Source organism: Nesterenkonia flava, from assembly GCF_031432335.1.
Taxonomy (GTDB): Bacteria; Actinomycetota; Actinomycetes; order Actinomycetales; family Micrococcaceae; genus Nesterenkonia; species Nesterenkonia flava.
Window position 1 is genome coordinate 1 of record NZ_JAVKGT010000027.1, and the last position, 17,826, is coordinate 17,826.

General features: G+C 66.2%; 14 protein-coding genes. 4 read left to right on the forward strand and 10 right to left on the reverse strand.

The window, feature by feature from the left end; translation table 11 throughout:
- Nucleotides 1-194: transposase (locus tag RH857_RS10190; RefSeq protein ID WP_310537870.1), on the forward strand; the 194-nt coding region annotated here is incomplete at its 5' end.
- A 709-nt stretch (nt 195-903) separates the two neighbouring features.
- Here RH857_RS10190 and RH857_RS10195 read toward each other — a convergent pair.
- The 7 genes from RH857_RS10195 to RH857_RS10225 all read right to left on the reverse strand — a co-directional run bounded on the left by RH857_RS10195 (nt 904) and on the right by RH857_RS10225 (nt 8,527).
- Nucleotides 904-2,286, reverse strand: a complete 1,383-nt coding sequence (locus RH857_RS10195; RefSeq protein WP_310537871.1) for an NtaA/DmoA family FMN-dependent monooxygenase — start codon at nt 2,284-2,286, stop codon at nt 904-906.
- Nucleotides 2,287-2,317: 31 nt separating this feature from the next.
- Entirely contained in the window at nt 2,318-3,397 is a 1,080-nt protein-coding gene (gene add, locus RH857_RS10200) for an adenosine deaminase (protein ID WP_310537872.1), read from the reverse strand.
- An 8-nt stretch (nt 3,398-3,405) separates the two neighbouring features.
- On the reverse strand, nt 3,406-4,242 hold the full coding sequence (locus tag RH857_RS10205; RefSeq protein WP_310537873.1) for an ABC transporter permease: 837 nt from the start codon (nt 4,240-4,242) through the stop codon (nt 3,406-3,408).
- Nucleotides 4,243-5,028: an ABC transporter permease gene (locus RH857_RS10210; protein ID WP_310537874.1), complete on the reverse strand. Its 786-nt coding sequence runs from the start codon at nt 5,026-5,028 to the stop codon at nt 4,243-4,245. It abuts the gene before it with no gap.
- Nucleotides 5,028-5,915: an ABC transporter ATP-binding protein gene (locus RH857_RS10215; RefSeq protein ID WP_310537875.1), complete on the reverse strand. Its 888-nt coding sequence runs from the start codon at nt 5,913-5,915 to the stop codon at nt 5,028-5,030. The genes RH857_RS10210 and RH857_RS10215 overlap by 1 nt, the downstream gene beginning before the upstream one ends.
- 10 nt (nt 5,916-5,925) lie before the next feature.
- Entirely contained in the window at nt 5,926-7,011 is a 1,086-nt protein-coding gene (locus RH857_RS10220; protein ID WP_310537876.1) for an ABC transporter substrate-binding protein, read from the reverse strand.
- Between the two features lie 94 nt (nt 7,012-7,105).
- Complete coding sequence (locus RH857_RS10225; RefSeq protein ID WP_310537877.1) at nt 7,106-8,527, reverse strand: amidohydrolase family protein; 1,422 nt, start codon at nt 8,525-8,527, stop codon at nt 7,106-7,108.
- 190 nt (nt 8,528-8,717) lie between these two features.
- On the opposite strand from RH857_RS10225, the gene RH857_RS10230 reads away from it, so the two are divergent.
- Together RH857_RS10230 and RH857_RS10235 are read left to right on the forward strand one after the other, a co-directional pair.
- Nucleotides 8,718-9,866, forward strand: a complete 1,149-nt coding sequence (locus RH857_RS10230; protein WP_310537878.1) for an XdhC family protein — start codon at nt 8,718-8,720, stop codon at nt 9,864-9,866.
- Entirely contained in the window at nt 9,866-13,789 is a 3,924-nt protein-coding gene (locus tag RH857_RS10235) for a molybdopterin cofactor-binding domain-containing protein (RefSeq protein ID WP_310537879.1), read from the forward strand. The genes RH857_RS10230 and RH857_RS10235 overlap by 1 nt, the downstream gene beginning before the upstream one ends.
- Here the strand turns inward: RH857_RS10235 and RH857_RS10240 are convergent.
- Both RH857_RS10240 and RH857_RS10245 read right to left on the reverse strand, forming a co-directional pair.
- A complete protein-coding gene (locus tag RH857_RS10240) occupies nt 13,774-14,862 on the reverse strand; it encodes an isopenicillin N synthase family dioxygenase (RefSeq protein WP_310537880.1) in 1,089 nt (362 codons plus the stop codon). The genes RH857_RS10235 and RH857_RS10240 overlap by 16 nt on opposite strands.
- Nucleotides 14,863-14,954: 92 nt before the next feature.
- Nucleotides 14,955-15,581 carry a helix-turn-helix domain-containing protein gene (locus RH857_RS10245; RefSeq protein WP_310537881.1) on the reverse strand — a complete coding sequence of 209 codons (627 nt, stop codon included), beginning with the start codon at nt 15,579-15,581 and terminating at the stop codon, nt 14,955-14,957.
- Nucleotides 15,582-15,747: 166 nt separating this feature from the next.
- On the opposite strand from RH857_RS10245, the gene RH857_RS10250 reads away from it, so the two are divergent.
- A complete protein-coding gene (locus RH857_RS10250) occupies nt 15,748-16,329 on the forward strand; it encodes a TetR/AcrR family transcriptional regulator (protein ID WP_310537882.1) in 582 nt (193 codons plus the stop codon).
- A 91-nt stretch (nt 16,330-16,420) separates the two neighbouring features.
- Here RH857_RS10250 and RH857_RS10255 read toward each other — a convergent pair whose 3' ends face one another.
- Nucleotides 16,421-17,797 (reverse strand): NtaA/DmoA family FMN-dependent monooxygenase, encoded by a 1,377-nt coding sequence (locus RH857_RS10255; protein ID WP_310537883.1) that lies wholly within the window; start codon nt 17,795-17,797, stop codon nt 16,421-16,423.
- Between the last annotated feature and the right edge of the window lie 29 nt (nt 17,798-17,826).

Sequence of the window (17,826 nt, forward strand, 5' to 3'; positions counted from 1 at the left end):
ACCGACGAGCTGCTGACATCCTGGCCTACTTCGACAGGCCGGGCACATCCAACGGACCCACCGAAGCTATCAACGGCAGGCTCGAACACCTCCGCGGCACCGCACTGGGATTCAGGAACCTGACCAACTACATCACCCGAGCCCTACTGGACACCGGAGGATTCAGGCCCCTCCTACACCCTCATCTGCGATGAGCCGGCAAACTGCGACGAACCGTCTCCAGAACGCGGGACACGTCATCCCCAGCACCCGTACGAAAGATCCCGGCAGCTTGCCAGCCCGTCTGCGCGTCAGTCAGTAGTAAAGATGAGAGAAACCTGTCATCCACATGCCCTCCATGATGGGGAATCCAACGTACTGTTAAACACCCCAGAGCGGCGGAGCGTTCGTGGTCCGCAGAGCCGAGGCGTTGCCGAGCAATATCCAGCAACAGCAAGGAATCCCGCCGTCGGCGTCTGGCTGACCTCAAGTAACGGTCGATCGTGGCAGAGGACATTGCAAGCAGCTCATGCTTGACGCCATCGTCATAAACCCCGTCGCGATTTCCCAGGTGCCCATGGGTCTCCAGAGCTTGGAGGTGGTCCTCCATGGAGGCTGCGAGGTGCTTCCCACAGCTTCCACCCGAGCTCTCCCACACTTGGTGCAGCACTCGCAGCGCTTCCGCAGAGTATTTGAGGGAAGACCGTGCCGACCGCGAGACAGCCGTCCTCGCGGCCAAATACTGGAGCAGCTTGACGCGCGCATAGTCCCTGTTCCAGCCCGTCCGGCGTACAACTTCGGTGAGGATCTGGGTCTTCCGCTTCCGACTGGCAACGCGGTAGTCCTGCGCGAGACCGGACATACTACGTTCAACTGCGCTACTAAGCTCTGACGTTTTGGGGCTGTATCCCTCCATCTAACTGCCTACCTGCTTGCACGCAACGCCGCACCCGGGTGAGACTCCGGAAGGCGCGGGGTGGGGGTGCCGGTGAGCATTTCGCGCAGGCTGCCGGAGCGCGGCTGCTGGGGAAGGATTCCTTTGTCCCGCATGCGCGGCATGACCTCGTTGATGAAGTCGCGGTAGCTCTCTGTGCCCCCGAAGGAGTGCTCCACGAGGTAGCCGTCGATGCCGGTAGCTTCGGCGATGTGCTCAAGCTCATCCGCCACCTCGTCCGCGGTGCCCGTGACTTTGAAGCCGCCCATCGTCTCGCGCAGCCCATCGATGACTTCACCGACGGTGCGGCCGTCCTGGTACTGGGCCAGCAGGCTCTGCCCGATCTCGGTGCGCACATCCGCCAGCGTGGTGTCGGGATCAAAGTCCATCAGGTTGACCCCGCTCCAGCCCATGAACAGCGCCGCCATGGCCTCCCGGCTCGGAGCATCCAGCAGCTCCTTGCGCAGCTGCACGGCCTCCTCATGAGTAGGGCCCACCACCGCGGACATGCCGTTGATGATCTTGATGGAATCCCCTGGTCGCCCCTGAGCCTCAGCACGGGCACGCAGGTCCTTCACCAGTGCAGCGGCTTTCTCGACGTCACGCTCCTGGGTGAAGATGCACTCCGCGTACTTGGCCGCAAAGTCCCGCCCCCTGGGGGACGCGCCCGCCTGGAAGAGGGTGGGCGTGCGCTGGACTGAGGGCGCGATCGGAAAGTACCCGTTGAGGCTGTAGAACTCTCCCTCGTGGCTGATCCAGTTGACCTTCTCGGGGTCGTTGAAGACGCCACGCTCCTTATCCATGGGCTGCGGATCGTCGTCGCTCCAGCCGCCCTCCCACTGTTTCAGACACAGCTGCACAAATTCATCGGCTCGGGCGTAGCGCTTGTCGTGCGGGGTGACCTCGCGGTGTCCCAGCAGCCGCACCAGCGCGGTCTGCATGTCTGAGGTCACGATGTTCCACCCGATGCGTCCACCGCTGAGGTGATCCACGGTGCCAAAGTTCCGTGCATTCAGATACGGCTGGCCTGCCGTGGTGGAGGAGGTCACCACAAAACCCAGCCGCTCGGTCACCGCAGCCAGGCCGCTGATGGCGAACAGGGCATCGTGGACCGGGAACTGCACTGCCTCGCGAATCACCACCTCTGGCACCTTGTCCCCCTGATCCATGGGATAGGCCAGATGTTCAGCGAAGAACAGGAAGTCGAATCCGCCCTCATCCAGCTGCTTGGCAAGGTCCTGCCAGAACTGCAGGCTCGCGAACTTCTCCGGCTTGGCCCGCGGATGACGCCAGGAGTTGGCCAGGAAGGTCGGGGCCATCACCTCAAAGGCTCCGAGGACGAGTTCTTTCTTGGGGGTGCTGCTGGTGGGCACGCTGGTGCTCTCTTTCTTGACGGGGTTCAGGTCAGGTCTGGGGCCGGGGCTCGGGACCGCGGAGCGCCTCAATCTCCTCCAGCGCCCGACGCCGGAGCGCGGCTTTGTCGGCCTCCTCCAGCCAGGAGGCCTCCACGGCGTTGAGGGTGAAGGTCCCGAGCTGGTCCAGCCCGAAGCCCAGGGCGTGGGCGAGGGCGCGATAGTCATGCGTGGGATCAGTGCCGAACATCGGCGGGTCATCTGAGTCGATGGCCACCACCAGGCCCGCCTCCACCATCTGCCGGATTCGGCGGTGGCTGCCGTCTCCGGAGCCCGAGTAGCGACCGATGTCCGAGGAGACGGGAGTGCAGATGAAGGGCACACGCTCCTGGACGCACCGGGCCGTGATCTCCGGGTCATCCACGACGTGGTAGCCGTGGTCGATCCGGCTGCAGCCCAGTTCGTCCAGCAGTACCTCGATATGCTGCGGCGGGCCAGTTTCGCTGTGCGCGGTGCGCTGGAGCCCCGCTTCGGCGGCTCGGGCGTAGGCAGGGGCGAACTGCACCGGCGGGCCCTTGACCTCCGCATAGTCCAACCCGATGCCGATGACCTCCTCGGTGCGATGGGCGATGACGGTCTCCACCAGTTCCAGCGCTGCGGCGGGCGTGTCCTCGCGGCACAGGCCCACGACGACGCGGCTGTCGATGCCGGTATCGGTCTGGGCGTCTCTCATACCCGCGGTAATTCCCTCGATCAGGTGGGGATAGGGCACGTTCCCGTGGCCCGGCGGGCTGATCTGGATCTCCCGGTAGAGCACGCGGTGCGCGGCTCCGCCCTCGGTTAGCGACTCGTAGGTGACCCGGTGCAGATCGTCACGGTCACGCACCACAGATCCGACGACGTCAAGCACCCGCAGGAACTCCCCCAGGTCCTCGTAGCTGGCGTGGTCATAGAGGGTCTCTGCGGTATGGCCCGCAAGGTCAACGCCGTGCTTGGCTGCCAGTTCCACCACGGTCTGGGCTTGAATGCTACCCAGCAGGTGACAGTGCAGACTCACCTTGGGCAGCCCGGTGACGATCCGCTCAATCTCTTCCGACGTCGTCGTCGGCCCACTCGTGGTCTCTGTCCTCATGCTGGGCCTCAAGCCTTCTGCGCCATGTCATAGTGGCGCAGCACGAGGTTCTCCACGAGCTGGGCGACCATGTAGATCAGCAGCGAGACCAGGGTGATGACCACAACCAGCGCCCAGACCCGGGTGTTCTGCGAGCGGCTCACCGCGGAGACCACGGCGCTGCCGATGCCCTCGCCCGTCGCCAGCCACTGAGCCAGGAGAGCACCGGTGAAAGCACCGGGCACGGAGATCCGCACCGCAGAGAAGAACGCGGGAAGTGCCGAGGGGAAGGCCACTTTGAGCAGCACGTCCCAGGTGCCCCCGCCGTAAACCGTGACGACGTCCCGGATCTGCGGGGTCACCGAGCGCAGCCCGAAGACGATGGTGACCAGAGCGGGGAAGAGCACCACAATGCCGCCCATGACCGCCACCACCGCGGTGCCGCGCCCTACGGCCAGGATGATGATGGGAGCCAGTGCCACCAGCGGCACGGAGCGAACGATCATGGCCAGGGGCATGATCGCGGCCTCCATCACGCGGCTGAGCACAATGAACACCGCCAGGGCGACGGCGGCAGCCATCCCGGCCACGAACCCCACGGCAGCATCGCGCACCGTGACCATGGACAGGCTCCAGATCTCCGCGCGGGCCTCCGCCGAGCCCTCCTCCCGGAAGAGGTACTCGAAGACGTCCACCGGGCCTTTGCCCACAAAGTCGGAGACGTCAAAGGCCCACAGCAGACCGATCCACAGCACGGTGATGATGCCCAAGATCATCGCCCAGCTGCCCAGGGTCTTAGCCAGCAGCAGGCCCAAGGTGCCGGCCTGGCCGGCGCGGGAGGTTTCCACCACGGGTGCGGCACTCACTCAAGCGCCTCCTTTCGACCAGGGGGTCAGAAGTCTGCCGATCAGTCCGAAGGCCGCGTAGGCGGCACCAGCAACCGCTGCACACAGCAGCCCCAGTGCCCAGGCGCGCTCCACGTCGAGGTTGGTCTGGGCGATCATCAGGGCCAGTCCCACGCCCTGGCGCACTCCCCCGACGTATTCGCCGAGGATGGCGCCCAGCAGCGCCGCCGGAGCCGCGATCTGCAGGGCGTTGAGCACCGAGGGCAGAGCCGCGATAGCACGAACCTTGCGCAGCTGGGTCAGGCGGTTCCCGCCGTAGACGGTGACGACGTCGAGACTGGCCGCGTCCGCGGACTTCAGTCCCAGCAGGGTGCCCACCACGGTGGTGAAGAAGACCGCGAGCACTGCCAGGGCCACGGCCGTGCCGGAGGGTTCTCCGGTGCTAGGAGCACCAATGACGATGAAGAGCACCGGGGCCACCGCCACAATCGGGATGCAGTAGCTGATGACCGCGATCTGGGTGATGAGCCGTTCGGTCCAGGGCAGCACCAGCACCACCGAGGCCAGCAGAATCGCGGCAAGGTTTCCCCAGAAGAAGCCGAGCGCGGCCTCGTGGATCGTCACCGAGAAGTGCGGCCAGTAGAAGGCGAAACCATCCTGCACCAGGGAGCGGATCACCCCGTCGGGACTCGGGATACGCACCTCCGAGAGGAAGGTGAGAGTCCCGATCCACCACAGGGCGACGACGCCGATGAGCCCCAGCGCGCTGTAGAGCGCACCCCTGCGCTTATCGACCCCCGTCTCCATCAGTGTGCACCCCCGGTCTCGGAGGACGGTGACGTGGAAGACTCGCCGTTGCTGCCGAAGAGCAGCTCTGAGGCCCGGTCGTGAAGCGCGTGGAATTCAGGGGTGCGCTGCATATCCGGGGTGCGGGGCCGGGGAAGGTCAACCTCGATCACTTCAGCCACCCGGCCGGGCCGGGCGCTCATCACCGCGACCTTGTCTGAGAGATAGATGGCCTCAGCGATGCCGTGGGTGACCATGAGGGTCGTGGCGGGCTTCTGGGTCCAGATCCGCAGCAGCTCGTCGTTCAAGCGCTGACGCGTCATGTCATCCAGGGCGCCGAAGGGCTCGTCCAGCAGCAGCACAGAGGGCTGGACCACCAGGGCCCGGGCGATGGAGACGCGCTGGCGCATGCCTCCGGAGAGCTGGCCGGGCTTGGCTTTCTCGAATCCCTTGAGCCCCACCAGTTCAATCAGTTCGGCAACGAGCTCGTCGTCGGGCTTGGCGCCGGAGACTTCGAAGGGAAGCCGAATGTTCTTCTCCACCGAGCGCCACGGCAGCAGTGCGGAGTCCTGGAAAGCGATGCCGAGCTCGTTGTCACTGCGCAGCTGTGCGGGGTCTTTGCCGTCCACCAGCGCGGTGCCCGCAGACGCCTGCTCCAGGCCGGCCAGGATGCGCAGCACCGTGGACTTGCCGCAGCCGGAGGGTCCCAGAAGCGAGAGGAACTCGCCGCGCTCGGTGTGCAGGGACACGTCCTGCAGCGCGGTGAGGCTCTTGCCGCGTCCGAGGGCGAAGGTCTTGGTGAGGCCATCGATCCGGATTCCGGTGCCGGAACCCTCGGTGCCCGCGGGCTCCTGAAGGGTTCCGACACCGGCCGGCGTCGCTGCCTGCTGTTCAGCGGGGCTCGACATGTTTAGCTGTTCACACTCCGTCGGGAATCTCGGCCAGCTCGGGGTTCTCCTCCAGGAGCTCCTCGAGCAGGCTCAGGTCAAAGAGGTCTTCAGTGGTGACGTCGACGCCGGCACGAGTCAGGCTGTCCACGGACTCCTGCTGGTGCTCTTCGGAGATGGTGAAGAGGCCGTTCTCCCGCACCTCGTCGGTGAGGACCAGGTCGATCTGGACTTCAGCCTGGCGCAGCTCCTTGTCCATCTCGAGGTCCAGGTGGGCGCCGTACTCCTCCACCGCCAGTCGAGCCCCCTCCTCGGGATCGGTGATGGCGTCCTTCCAGCCGAGGATCTCCGCGGCGAGGAAGTCCTTGATGAGCTCGGGGTTCTCCTCGATCATCTCTTCGGTGGTGATGAAGGCCTCGGCCACGAACGGCAGGCCGTTGGTGCTCAGCAGCAGGTCGGTGGTCTCGTGCCCCAGCAGCTCCACGGTGATGGACTCGTTGATCACGTAGGCGAAGAAGCCATCGACCTCGCCGTCGATCAGTGGGGAGGGGTCGTATTCGACGGGCACCACCGTGACGGTGGACGGATCCACGCCGTTGACCTCCATGAACGCTTCGAAGAGCGCCTCGTTGCCGCCCTGCTGCACACCGATGGTCATCCCCTCGAGGTCCTCGGGGGTCTCGATGTTGGCCTCGTCAGCCAGGGAGAGGATGGTGAAGGGGTTGTGCTGGTACTTGGCCCCCACAATCTTCAGCGGTGCGCCCTCTTCAGCGATGATCTCGCCGGTGGCCACGGCGTTGGAGGTGCCGAATTCAGCCTCTCCCGAGGCGACCATGTTCTCGATGGGGCCGGGTCCGGGGACGAATTCCACGGAGCTGAAGCCGTGGTCGGCGTAGTATCCGTTCTCCTGGGCGAAGAACTCGCCGGCGAACTCCGCATTCTCGATCCAGGACAGGGCGATGCTGATATCCCCGTGGTCGGCGTCGGAGCCCTCGGCATCCCCGCCTCCGCCGTTGCCGCCGTCGTCGTTTCCGCACGCTGTCAGCGCCAGGGCTGCAACGGCGCCGACTCCGGCCAGCTTCATCACAATGCGGCGGGTTTCTTCAGTGCTACTCATGGTGGTTCTCCGTTTCCTCAGTGGTGTCGAGTGGTGGTGCTAGAGGGTTCTCGGGGGGGGTGTCACAGCGGAGTGTCGGTCTGGGATCTATCTGTCATGCGTTCAGCCCCTGGATGGCCGCAGCCGCAGCCGCGTGGCGGGTCAGAACGTCCTCGAGGCCGCTCAGGCGCAGTTCCGAGGCGTCGATCAGCTGGGCTCCGGCCACGAAGCTGTGCCAGGGCCGGGCCGGGCCTGAGCGCAGCCAGCTCTCCACCGGATCGGTCTGGGCGCCTGCCAGCGCCAGCGGCGCGGACTCCCACACGACGACGTCGGCACACGCACCCGGGTTCAGGTGACCCAGTTCGTCGTCCCAGCCGAGGTTTGCGGCCGAGCCGAGAGTGGCCATATTCAGGGCATCACGGGCGGACATGGAAGCGGGGCCGTGCTGGTACCGGCCCAGCAGCAGTGCCCCGCGCGTCTCGAGCCAGAGGTTCGCAGAATCGGAGGATGAGGATCCGTCGCAGCCGATGCCTACGGGCATCCCCAGGGCGCGCAGCGCCTGAGCATCGGCGGTGTCACCGGCAAGGATCATGTTCGAGCTGGGACACTGCGTGGCTGAGACGCCGGCAGCCGCCAGGCGCTGGTTCTCCGCCTGGGAGCCGTAGACGTAGTGCGCCACCCAGGAACGCGAGGTGGCCCACCCACAGTCCTCGAAGTACTCCACCGGGCGGCGTCCGTAGACCTCGAGCGCATAGGTGTCCTCGTCCTTGTCCTCGGCGAGGTGGGTATGCAAGCGCACGTCGAAGCGTTCGGCGAGCTCGGCGGTGGCGCGCATGATGGACTCGGTGACCGAGAACATCGAGCACGGAGCCAACGCGACGCGGGTCATCGCCCCTGGCGCGGGGTCGTGGTAGGTCTCGATGAGGCGCTGGGAATCGGCCAGAATCGTCTCCTCGTCCTGCACCACCTCCTTGGGCGGCAGTCCGCCGTCCTCCACCGAACGGGTCATGGATCCGCGGTTGGCCATGAAACGGAAGCCGATCTCGCCGGTGGCGGCGATCTGGGCGTCGATGAGTCGGGGCTTGGGGTGGACGTACATGTGGTCCGAACTGGTGGTGCACCCGCCCAGGAGCAGCTCAGCAGCGGCTACGTAGGTGGAGAGGTAGACCGATTCCTCATCCAGCGCCGCCCACCGGGGATACAGGGTGGTCAGCCACTGGAAGAGGGTGCCGTTGACCGCAGGGGCGTAGGCCCGGGTCAGGTTCTGGTACATGTGGTGATGGGTATTGATGAGCCCGGGTGTGACGAGCCGCCCGCCAGCGTCGATCACCCGTGCGGCCTCCGGCGGGGTTTGCGCTGAGGTGCCCACCGAATGCACCCGGCCGTGCTGAATGGCCAGCCAGCCGTCCTCGATCTCACGCCCGGCCTGCTGGGCAGCCTCGATGTCGATCAGCCCCTCCGCGCGCTCGCTTGCCGTCGCCGAGCGCGACTCCAGCACGAGATACGCGTGGGTGATGAGCGTATCGACAACCGGCATGGGGCCTCCTGTGCGGCGGGGTCAACAATGAGCTGTTGCGGGTGCCATCACGGTATGGAACGGATGTTTCACCCAGTACGCAGCCTTGTTACGTGCACGTTAAGGAGCATTCTTGTCATCTGCGTGTAACGCGAACCGCTTACGCTGACGGCGACTGCAACGAACGTTTCAGACTGGACGGAGGAGCGACATGCTGGATCGTCTCGCCGCCTACGCGCGCTGCCTCGATGACCCCGAGCGCTGGGCCGTGGCCACCATCGTGGGCATCTCGGGCTCCAGCCCGTCGCCGGTGGGCACCTCCATGGCGGTCTCCGAAGACTTGGAGATCATCGGCTCCCTCAGCGGCGGTTGCGTGGAAGCCGCCGTCGCCGCGCGGTGCCAACAGGCCCTGGAGGACGGCGCCTCCTTCCTCGACGTCTTCGGGCCCGACGGGAAGCGGCTCGGTGAGATCGCGCTGACCTGCGGCGGACGCATCGAGGTGCTTATCCAGCCGCTGCCCGTTCTCGCCGAGGGCATCGAGGGCGGACTTCCCCGGCTCCGCCAGCTGGCGCGGACCGCCGCGGACCGGCGTCGTCCTGAGCTTAGGTGGCGGCGCACCGCCCATACCCTCGGCGAGCAGGACATGCCCGACGGCGCCTGGTTGCAGGAGATTCCCCAGCCCCAGCGTCTGGTCATCGAGGAGTCCCTTCCGCCTGTACCCCGGCTAATCCTCAGCGGGGTGCACGACGTCTCGGTGCACCTGGCGCAGCTGGCGCTAGGCGCGGGCTGGCGCGTGGACATGGTCGACATCCGCCCGGCGTTCGCCACGCCTGCCAGAGTTCCCGAGGGCGTGGAGCTGAGCGTAGGCCATCCCGAAACCGTGGTCACCGAACTCCTGAACGAGCCGGCGGCCAGCTGGACCGCGGCGGTGGTCATGACCCATCACCCTGATCTGGATGTGCCCGTGCTGCATGCCGGGCTCAGCACACCCTCCGATCGGCTGCATCTGCTGGGGGCTATGGGCTCGCGGCGCGCCCAGGCCCGCCGCGATGCTGCACTGGCTGAGCTGGGGCATACCGCGGAGGACCGGGCGCGGATCGTCTCGCCCCTGGGCCTCGACTTGGCCGCCGCCACACCCGCGGAGACCGCCGTGTCCATGTTCGCCGAGCTCATCGCGACCAAGAACGCACCCACCCGGACGGGAGAGCCTGAGGCTACCGCGCCGGGGGCTGGCGAACCCGGCACACCCCTGCGCCTGCTGACGGGACCGATCAGCCGCCGGCCTCGCACGCAGTCGCTGACCGCGGTCCGCCGGATGCCTCAGCACGGGGCGCATCAGAAGAAAGTGAGCCTGCGCTGATGGATATCACCAGCGTCAACGACGTCGTCACCACCTGCGACCCCGCAGCCTTTCGTCCCGGGGACGTCTGGCTGGCCGGCGGCACAGTGCTCTACTCCTACGGGCACGACTTCACCACCGACAGGCCGCAGCGGCTGCTGGATCTTGCCGCCGCTGACTGGGCCCCGCTGACCTGGCACGGCGGTGACGAGCCGCCGGGAACCGGAGCGTCCGCGGTAACGGAGGCATCAGCCTTCCGGGGACTGGAGATCGCTGCGACCTGCACGATTGCCGAGTTCTTCGCCGCCGCGGAGACCCTGCCGGTGCACACCGCCCAGCTCCCGGGCGTGGAGCTCATGCGTCCGGCTGCGGAAGCCTTCGTCGCCTCCTGGAAAGTGTGGAACCTCTCGACTGTGGGTGGGAATGTGGCCACTGCGCTGCCGGCTGGTCCCATGACCTCCTGGCTGAGCGGCATGGACGCCACAGCGCTGATCCTCAGCCCCGACGGCGGCGAGCGCCACGTCCCGGTCGCCGAGCTGGTGACCGGCGTCGGTGCCACTGCTCTGCGGCCGGGAGACCTCATCCGCGCGTTCTTTGTGCCGGAGTCCGCTCTGCAGCGCCCTACGGTCATGGCGCGGGAGTCCCTGACCCGCTACGGACGCTCGGCGGCCCTGCTGCTGGCCTCCCGCACCGCATCGGGTATCCGGCTGACGGTCACCGCCAGCACCATACGCCCGGTCATCCTCCAGCTGCACCCGGAGATCACCTCCCAGGGGGTCAGCGCGGCCCTCCAGGAGGTCATCGCTGACGCCATGTGGGTCGACGACGTCCACGGCGACCCCCGCTGGCGCGAACAGGTCACCCACCGCCTGGCCCGGGAGCTCGTGGCAGAGTGGAGCTGCAGCGCGTCCTCACGCGACGACGATTCTTCGGTCATCGATTCCCCCGTCGAAGACTGCGTGGTCACCGAACCTCCGGTCTTCCCCGCCCCGACGGTCCGCGAGCAGGACAGCCCAGAGGGGCCGGGCAGTGCCGAGCGATCGAACAGCGCAGGGACCCGGAACGACGTCGTCGTCGACGGTGTGACCCATGCCCTGGAGCACGCACCGGGCCAGTGTCTGCGCACCTGGTTGCGCGAGACCGGAGCCCATGCCGTCAAACGCGGCTGCGATGCCGGCGACTGCGGGGCCTGTACTGTCCATATCACTCGCGAGGGCGCATCCGAGCCCACCGCGGTGCACTCCTGCATCACCCCTGCCCAACGGGCCGCGGGCGCGGAGATCACCACACTGCGCGGGCTCAGCCCCGAAGCCACACAGCTCATGACCTCCGGCACCACGGCATCAGAGACTGGGCGCCCCGACCTCGCGACCCTGCGCGAGACACTGCATCCCACTCAGCGTGATTTCCTCGAGGGCCACGGCTTCCAGTGTGGTTTCTGCACCGCCGGCTTCATCATGACCGCCACATCCGGCGGCCCCTACGCCGCCTCGGATCAGGACAAGGCGGCCCCCGGGAAGGTCGGCAGTGAACAGCAGGACCGGCGGTTCAAGGGCAACCTGTGCCGCTGCACCGGCTATTGCTCCATCAAGGACTCCCTGGCTGGCACCGCACGAGTGAGCGCGGACCACTCCCCCGGCGCCAGCCCCATGCCTCCCGCGGGCCCTGCCGTGGTGACGGGCACCGTGGACTACAGCATGGATTCGCCGGTGCTACCCCCACCACATCAGCCTGAGACCGAGGATGATCCCCGCTTTCCACAGGAAGCGCCGCTGCACATGGTGCTGGTGCGCTCGCCCCACGCTCACGCGCGGATCCGCGGCATGGATGCCTCCCGTGCTCTGGCGGCCCCCGGTGTGGTCGCGGTGCTGACACCGCAGGACTCACCTGCGGTGCGCTACTCCAGCGCTCAGCACGAGCTGGTCGGGGATGATCCGGCCGATACACGCCTGCTGGACACCGTGGTGCGGCACCGCGGTCAGCGCGTGGCGGCAGTCATTGCCGAGTCCCGCCGAGAGGCCGCCCGCGCCGCGGAGCTGGTGGAGGTCGACTTCGAGGTGCTGCCCGCAGTCTTTGACCCTGCCGAAGCGCTGGGCCCGCAGGCACCTGTGCTGCACCCTGAAGACGACCTGCCGCGTACCGATGCGTTGGACAGTGTCTACTTCCCACCCCTGGACCCGGCGGGCAATCAGCTGGCCGCCATGGACGCTGAGCAGGGCAATGCGGGAACGGCCCTGGCGTCGTCGTCGCACACCTACCGCGGTGAGTTCAGCACCCACCGCACCTCGCACGTGGCGTTAGAGACCCACGGGTGCATCGGATGGATCGATCACCGGGGCCGCTACACCTTCCGCTCTTCCACGCAGGTGCCCTTCCTGGCCAAGCGCACCCTGCGACGCATCTTCGGAATCAGCGAGGAGGCGCTGCGGGTCTTCGCCCCGCGGGTGGGGGGCGGCTTCGGCTCCAAGCAGGAGGTGCTCACTGAGGACATTGTGCTGCTGGGGCTGCAGGTGCTGGCCTCCCGGGGTATCCGCCGTCCGATCCAGTTGGAGCTGACGCGCAGCGAGGCACTGAGCGCCACCACCACGCGGCATCCCTTCCGGATCACCGTGGAGGTCGGCGCGGACCACGAGGGCACCCTGACCGCACAGTCGCTGCAGGTGCTCTCCGACACCGGGGCCTACGGCAACCACGGACCGGGTGTGATGTTCCATTCCTGCACCGAGTCTATGCAGATGTACTCCGCTCCGCATAAGAAAGTCAACGCCCAGGTGGTCTACACCAATAACCCGCCTTCGGGCGCGTTCCGCGGCTACGGGCTCTCCCAGACCATCTTCGCGGTGGACTCTGCGATGGATGAGCTGGCCCGAACCCTGGGCATGGATCCACTGGAGTTCAAAGCCCGCAACACGGTGAAGTACCAGGAGCCGCTGTTCGGTGCGGAGCACGACGACGTCATCGTCGACTCCCGCGGACTCACCCAGTGCCTGGAGCTGCTGGGGCAGCAGCTGCGCACCGAACCGCTGAGCCCAGTTGAACTGGCCCAGTGCGAGGCCAGGCTTCGGGAGGAGCGGCACGGGATGGCATGCGATTCTCTTGGCGACTGGGCACTCGGGATCGGTACCGCGGTGGCGATGATCGATACGGTGCCGCCCAACGGGCATCACTCCCACGCGAGCATCCGTCCGCTGGGCGAGGGTCGGTTTGAGCTGAAGGTGGGCACCGCGGAGTTCGGCAACGGCACCTCCACGGTACACCGTCAGGTAGTCGCCCAGGTGCTGGGCACCGATGTGGAGAACATCGTGCTGCGCCAGGCGGACACGGCCCTGGTCTCTCACGACACTGGGGCGTTCGCCTCCACCGGCATCACCGTGGCCGTCAAGGCCGCCCACGCGGCGGCGGAGGATCTGCGCGAGAAGCTGGCAGCGCTGGGGCCCGGCGAGGATCCCATGCGCCTGGTGGGCACCGGATCGTGGGGCGGGACCCCGCGGACCGCGGCCTTCAACGTCCAGGGCTTCCGGATCGCGGTGGATCGCCTCAGCGGCACCCTGGTGATCCTGCAGTCCGTGCAGACAGTTGACGCCGGCACGGTGCTCAATGAGGCACAGCTGCGCGGGCAGATCGAGGGTGGGGTGGCGCAGGGCATCGGTGCCGCGCTGTTTGAGGAGACCGTGCTGGACGGACAGGGACGGGTCCTCAGCGATATCCTGCGCAACTACCACATCCCTCAGATGGCCGATGTGCCGCAGACCGAGGTGTACTTTGTGCCCACCACGGATCCGCTGGGTCCCCTGGGGGCACGGTCCATGTCTGAGGCGCCATTCAACCCGGTGGCCCCGGCGCTGGGCAACGCGATCCGGGATGCCGTGGGCATCCGCCTGACCCAGACTCCCTTCAGCAAGGACCGGATCGCGCTGGCCCTGCAGGGTCAGAGCGCGGCCTGAACCCTTGCCTGCTCGCGCACAGCGCTGGTGTTCTTGATTCCGGCCCGGGAGCCGGCGAGCTTGGCCCTGATGTGCTCATGCACGGTGACCGGCTCATAGAGGGGCGCGCTGCTGGCCTCCACGGTGCCCGGCAGGGTCTCGATGACGGCATCAGCATCCCAGTCATGGAAGAAGGCTGCAGACCGACGTCGCTTGATCTGCCCATTCACTACCGGGGGCTTAACGCGGTGCAGGGTAGACATCCACTGGTCATTCGTCACTCTGGCCGCGATGTCTCCGAGGTTGACCAGGAGGGCGTTGTCGGCAGGCATCACATCATGCCAGCGCCCCTGAGTATCCAGGACCTGCAGGCCCTCCACCTGGTCGGCCCACAGCACAGTGACAAAGCCGAAGTCCGTGTGCTCGCCCATGCCGGTGAGTTCGGCGCCGAGTTCGATTTCCCCTGGCGGCAGCGCGTAGTTATTCATCCGCAGCACATTGATGGGGTGCTGACTCTTGGCGCGGAAGAGTTCCTGCTCCACCCCCAGCGCATCGGCAAAGGCGTCCTGAAGGTTCAGCGCCACGCGGCGCGCCTCGGCAAAGTATGCCTCGACCTTCTCCCGGAACCCCTCCGTGACGGGCCACGTGTTCTCGGCGTAATCTCCGGTGGACGGGGTGAAGCCCTCGTAGTCCGAGGCCCCCGCGCCCACGTTGTAGGCCTCGAAGAAGTCGTTCATCCGGCTGACCGGATCCACACCGAGGCTGAAGCTCAGCGATTCGGTCTTCGGCGGGGAGTAGCCCCGGTTCTCCTTGGCCGGCCGTTTGTACTCCTTCTTGGCCTCCAGCGGACCGGCGAAAAAGTCATCCATCGCCTGCATGAGACCCGCAAAACGCTCGGCGGGGATGCCGTGCCCGGTGATCTGAATGAACCCGACGGTCCGGCAAGCATGGTCCAGTGCAGCAGCAGCTTCGGCCTTCTCTTCCGGGGAACCGCCGGTGACATAGGCCGCGATGTCCACGACGGGAACACTGAACGGCGCCTGGTGCGACGATGCGTGATGAAGCGATGCTGGGGTCTGTGATGAGCTATCCATAAGGCGATAATACTGAGCTATCGGAGATAACTGGTTACTATCATGTTGCCGCTTGGTAAAGGATGTCTGCCCGGGCTCATGGTCTGCGTACGTCACCGGTCCGGCGCATGGACTAACAGAATGCGGGCAGGTGTGTCCCCCCTGAGCACCCACACGTTCCGGAAAGCCCCCGGATATTCCAGCGCATCCAAGGGGCCCAGATCCCAGTCCCCCTGCCCCTGGATCCTCACCGTCACCTCGCCCTGAAGCACGTAGACCACTAACATCCCATCGGACTGATACCAATCGCCCATGTCGTCACCGGGGTTGATGGTGTACTCCGAGATTGCCACCGGTGCGCTCGCCCCGGTAAGCACACGCCCCCAGCCCGCATTGGCCGCTTCTGAAACCCGCACCTTCTCCCCACCTCCAGCAGGAATGAGGCGCACAGGCGAGGCCTCCTGACTGACCGGCAGCAGGTCAGCAGCCGAAAGCCCCAGGCCTCCAGCCAGCCGGTACAGGGTCAGCAGGGAGGGCATAGTCCGGCCCTTCTCAATCTGGCTGAGAAACGGCTGGCTGATCCCCGCGGCCTGGGCCAAGGCGCGCATCGACAGCTTCTGACGGGCGCGGGCCTCAGCAATGGCCCGGCCCAGTGCATGGGCGATTCCGGCGTCGTCGTGAATCTCCCCCGCAGAAGTGACTGAAGCGGCATCGGCAGGTACGGCAACGTCAGGTTCCATCTGCCCGAGTATAGGACCGTCTTACGCCACGTGACGCCCGGAGAAGTTCCCTCTCCCCAGCTCTAGGGCCGCTACATAGACTTGTGCCATGGATCACCACGCACCCGTCACGCCAAGAGTTCCGCAGGTCCCTCCACCTGAAACTGGACCGGTAGAGGATCCCACATTGACCAACCGGCCGGCCCGCACCGAGGAAGCCGACCGGCTGATGGGCCTGGTCATCGAGCACATCCTCGCCCACGGCATCCACGACCTCACGCTCAACGGATTAGCCAAGGCCGTCGGCTCCAATAATCGGATGTTGCTCTATTACTTCGAATCCAAGGAGAATCTCATCTCCCAGGCCATCTCGGAGGCATTCCAGGGGCTTCCCACCTTGAATACTCTGCTGCCGCGGCTCTATGAGCAGGGCGACCTGCGCGCTCAGCTGCAGGAGGGCTGGCGCACCCTCCGCGCCGAGGAGAACCGCCAGTACATCATCCTGTTCTTCGAGATGTTCGCCGTCGCAGTGCGCGCACCCCAGCGGCACCACGAATACCTGCAGACCCTGCGGGACTACTGGACCAACGCCATCTGGAGTGCCTTCATCCATCACGGCTGGGAGAGCGAGAACGCCTACTGCGCCACCATGCGTCTGCTCTCCCTGTGGCGCGGACTGCAGTTCCAATGGCTGGCCGGCTTCGACGTGGAGCTGGTGGATGAGGTCCACGACGCCGGGATCGAAACGATCCTGGAAGGCCCCCGCTAGGAGCTCTTCAGGAAATCACCGTCACGAGGAAGGCCCTTAGAGTGACCGAGTCCGAGCTCGGCACCCTAAGGGCCTTCTTGGTGCTAGCGAATCAGACCAGGTGGTGGCCCTGACCCAGACGCGCGCCGGGCTTCTCGGTGATGCGCTCACGCAGCGTCGAGCCTCCGGCCAGTTCCGGGATGCGTCCGCGCTCGCGCAGGATCGGCATCACCAGCTGCCCGAAGGCCTCGGCGTCACGCGGAGCGAAGACAGGCTCAAGGAGGAACCCGTCGAGATCGGTCTCCTCGATCAGCGCTTCGATCTGATCGGCCACCTGTTCACCGCTTCCGGTGACGCGGAACCCGCGAGTGCCCTTGCCCTTGAGATCGTCCAGAATCTCGCGCACCGTCGGCGCCGGAGCGCCGTTCTTGCCCAGGAAGCGTTCGATGTTGCTGGTGCCCATCTGGCCCACCACACCGTCGTTATTCTCCAGCACCTGGTGCAGCGTCTTCTCCGGATCCAGGGCCAGCAGATCAATGCCGGTGTTGCCGGCATAGAGAGTCGCAACGATCTCATCGGTCTGCATCGCGTCGAACTCAGCCTGCAGCTGCCGGGCCTTCTCCTCGGTCTCGGCGACGAAGACCGTGAGTCCGGCCATGATCTTCAGCGCTGAGCCGTCGCGGCCCTGTTCCTCGGCCTTGGCGCGAATATCCGCCACATTGGACGCGGTGTGCGCCGGGGTGGTGCCCTGAACGAAGACGCATTCGGCGTGCTTGGCCGCGAAGGCCCGCCCTTTGGGCGAGGTCCCGGCCTGGAAGATCACCGGGGTGCGCTGCGGGGTCGGCGGGGCGGTGAAGTAACCCTCGGAACGGTAGTGCTCACCCTCGTAGGTCACCTGGTGGATGCCCTCTCGGCGGGCAAAGACGCCGGTCTCTTTATCAGCCACCAGGGCGTCGTCGTCCCAGCTCTTCTCCCAGAAGTGCGCCGCGAGCTCCACGTATTCGGCCGCCATGTCATAGCGCTTGTCGTGGGCGGTCATCTGGGACTGGCCGAGCACCTTGGCCACGGCGTTCTGCGAGGCTCCGGTGACCACGTTCCACCCGATGCGACCGCCGGTGAGCTGGTCCAGGGTGGAGTAGCGGCGGGCCAGCTGGACCGGGTGATCCATTCCGGTGCTGGCGGTCACCACGAAGCCGAGCGTCGAGGTGTGCTGCGCCAGCACCGGAATGATCAGTGACGGGTCGTAGCCTCCGAAGTTGATGCCGTGGCGCACCGCCACCTCGGAGAGGTCCTCGCCGACCATCGGGTAGCCGTACCCGTCGGCGAAGAAGAGGAAGTCGAAGCCTGCCTTCTCGAGGATCTTTGCTGTTCTGATCCAGTGCTGGGGATCAGCGAAGTTGATCTGGTCACTCAGCGGGTGGGCCCAGCTGAAGGTGCCGCCCACCTGGGTGGAAAAGACCTCGAACACTCCAAAGTGCAGCTTCTTCAATGCTTCCTCTCAGTCAGTGATTCTTCACA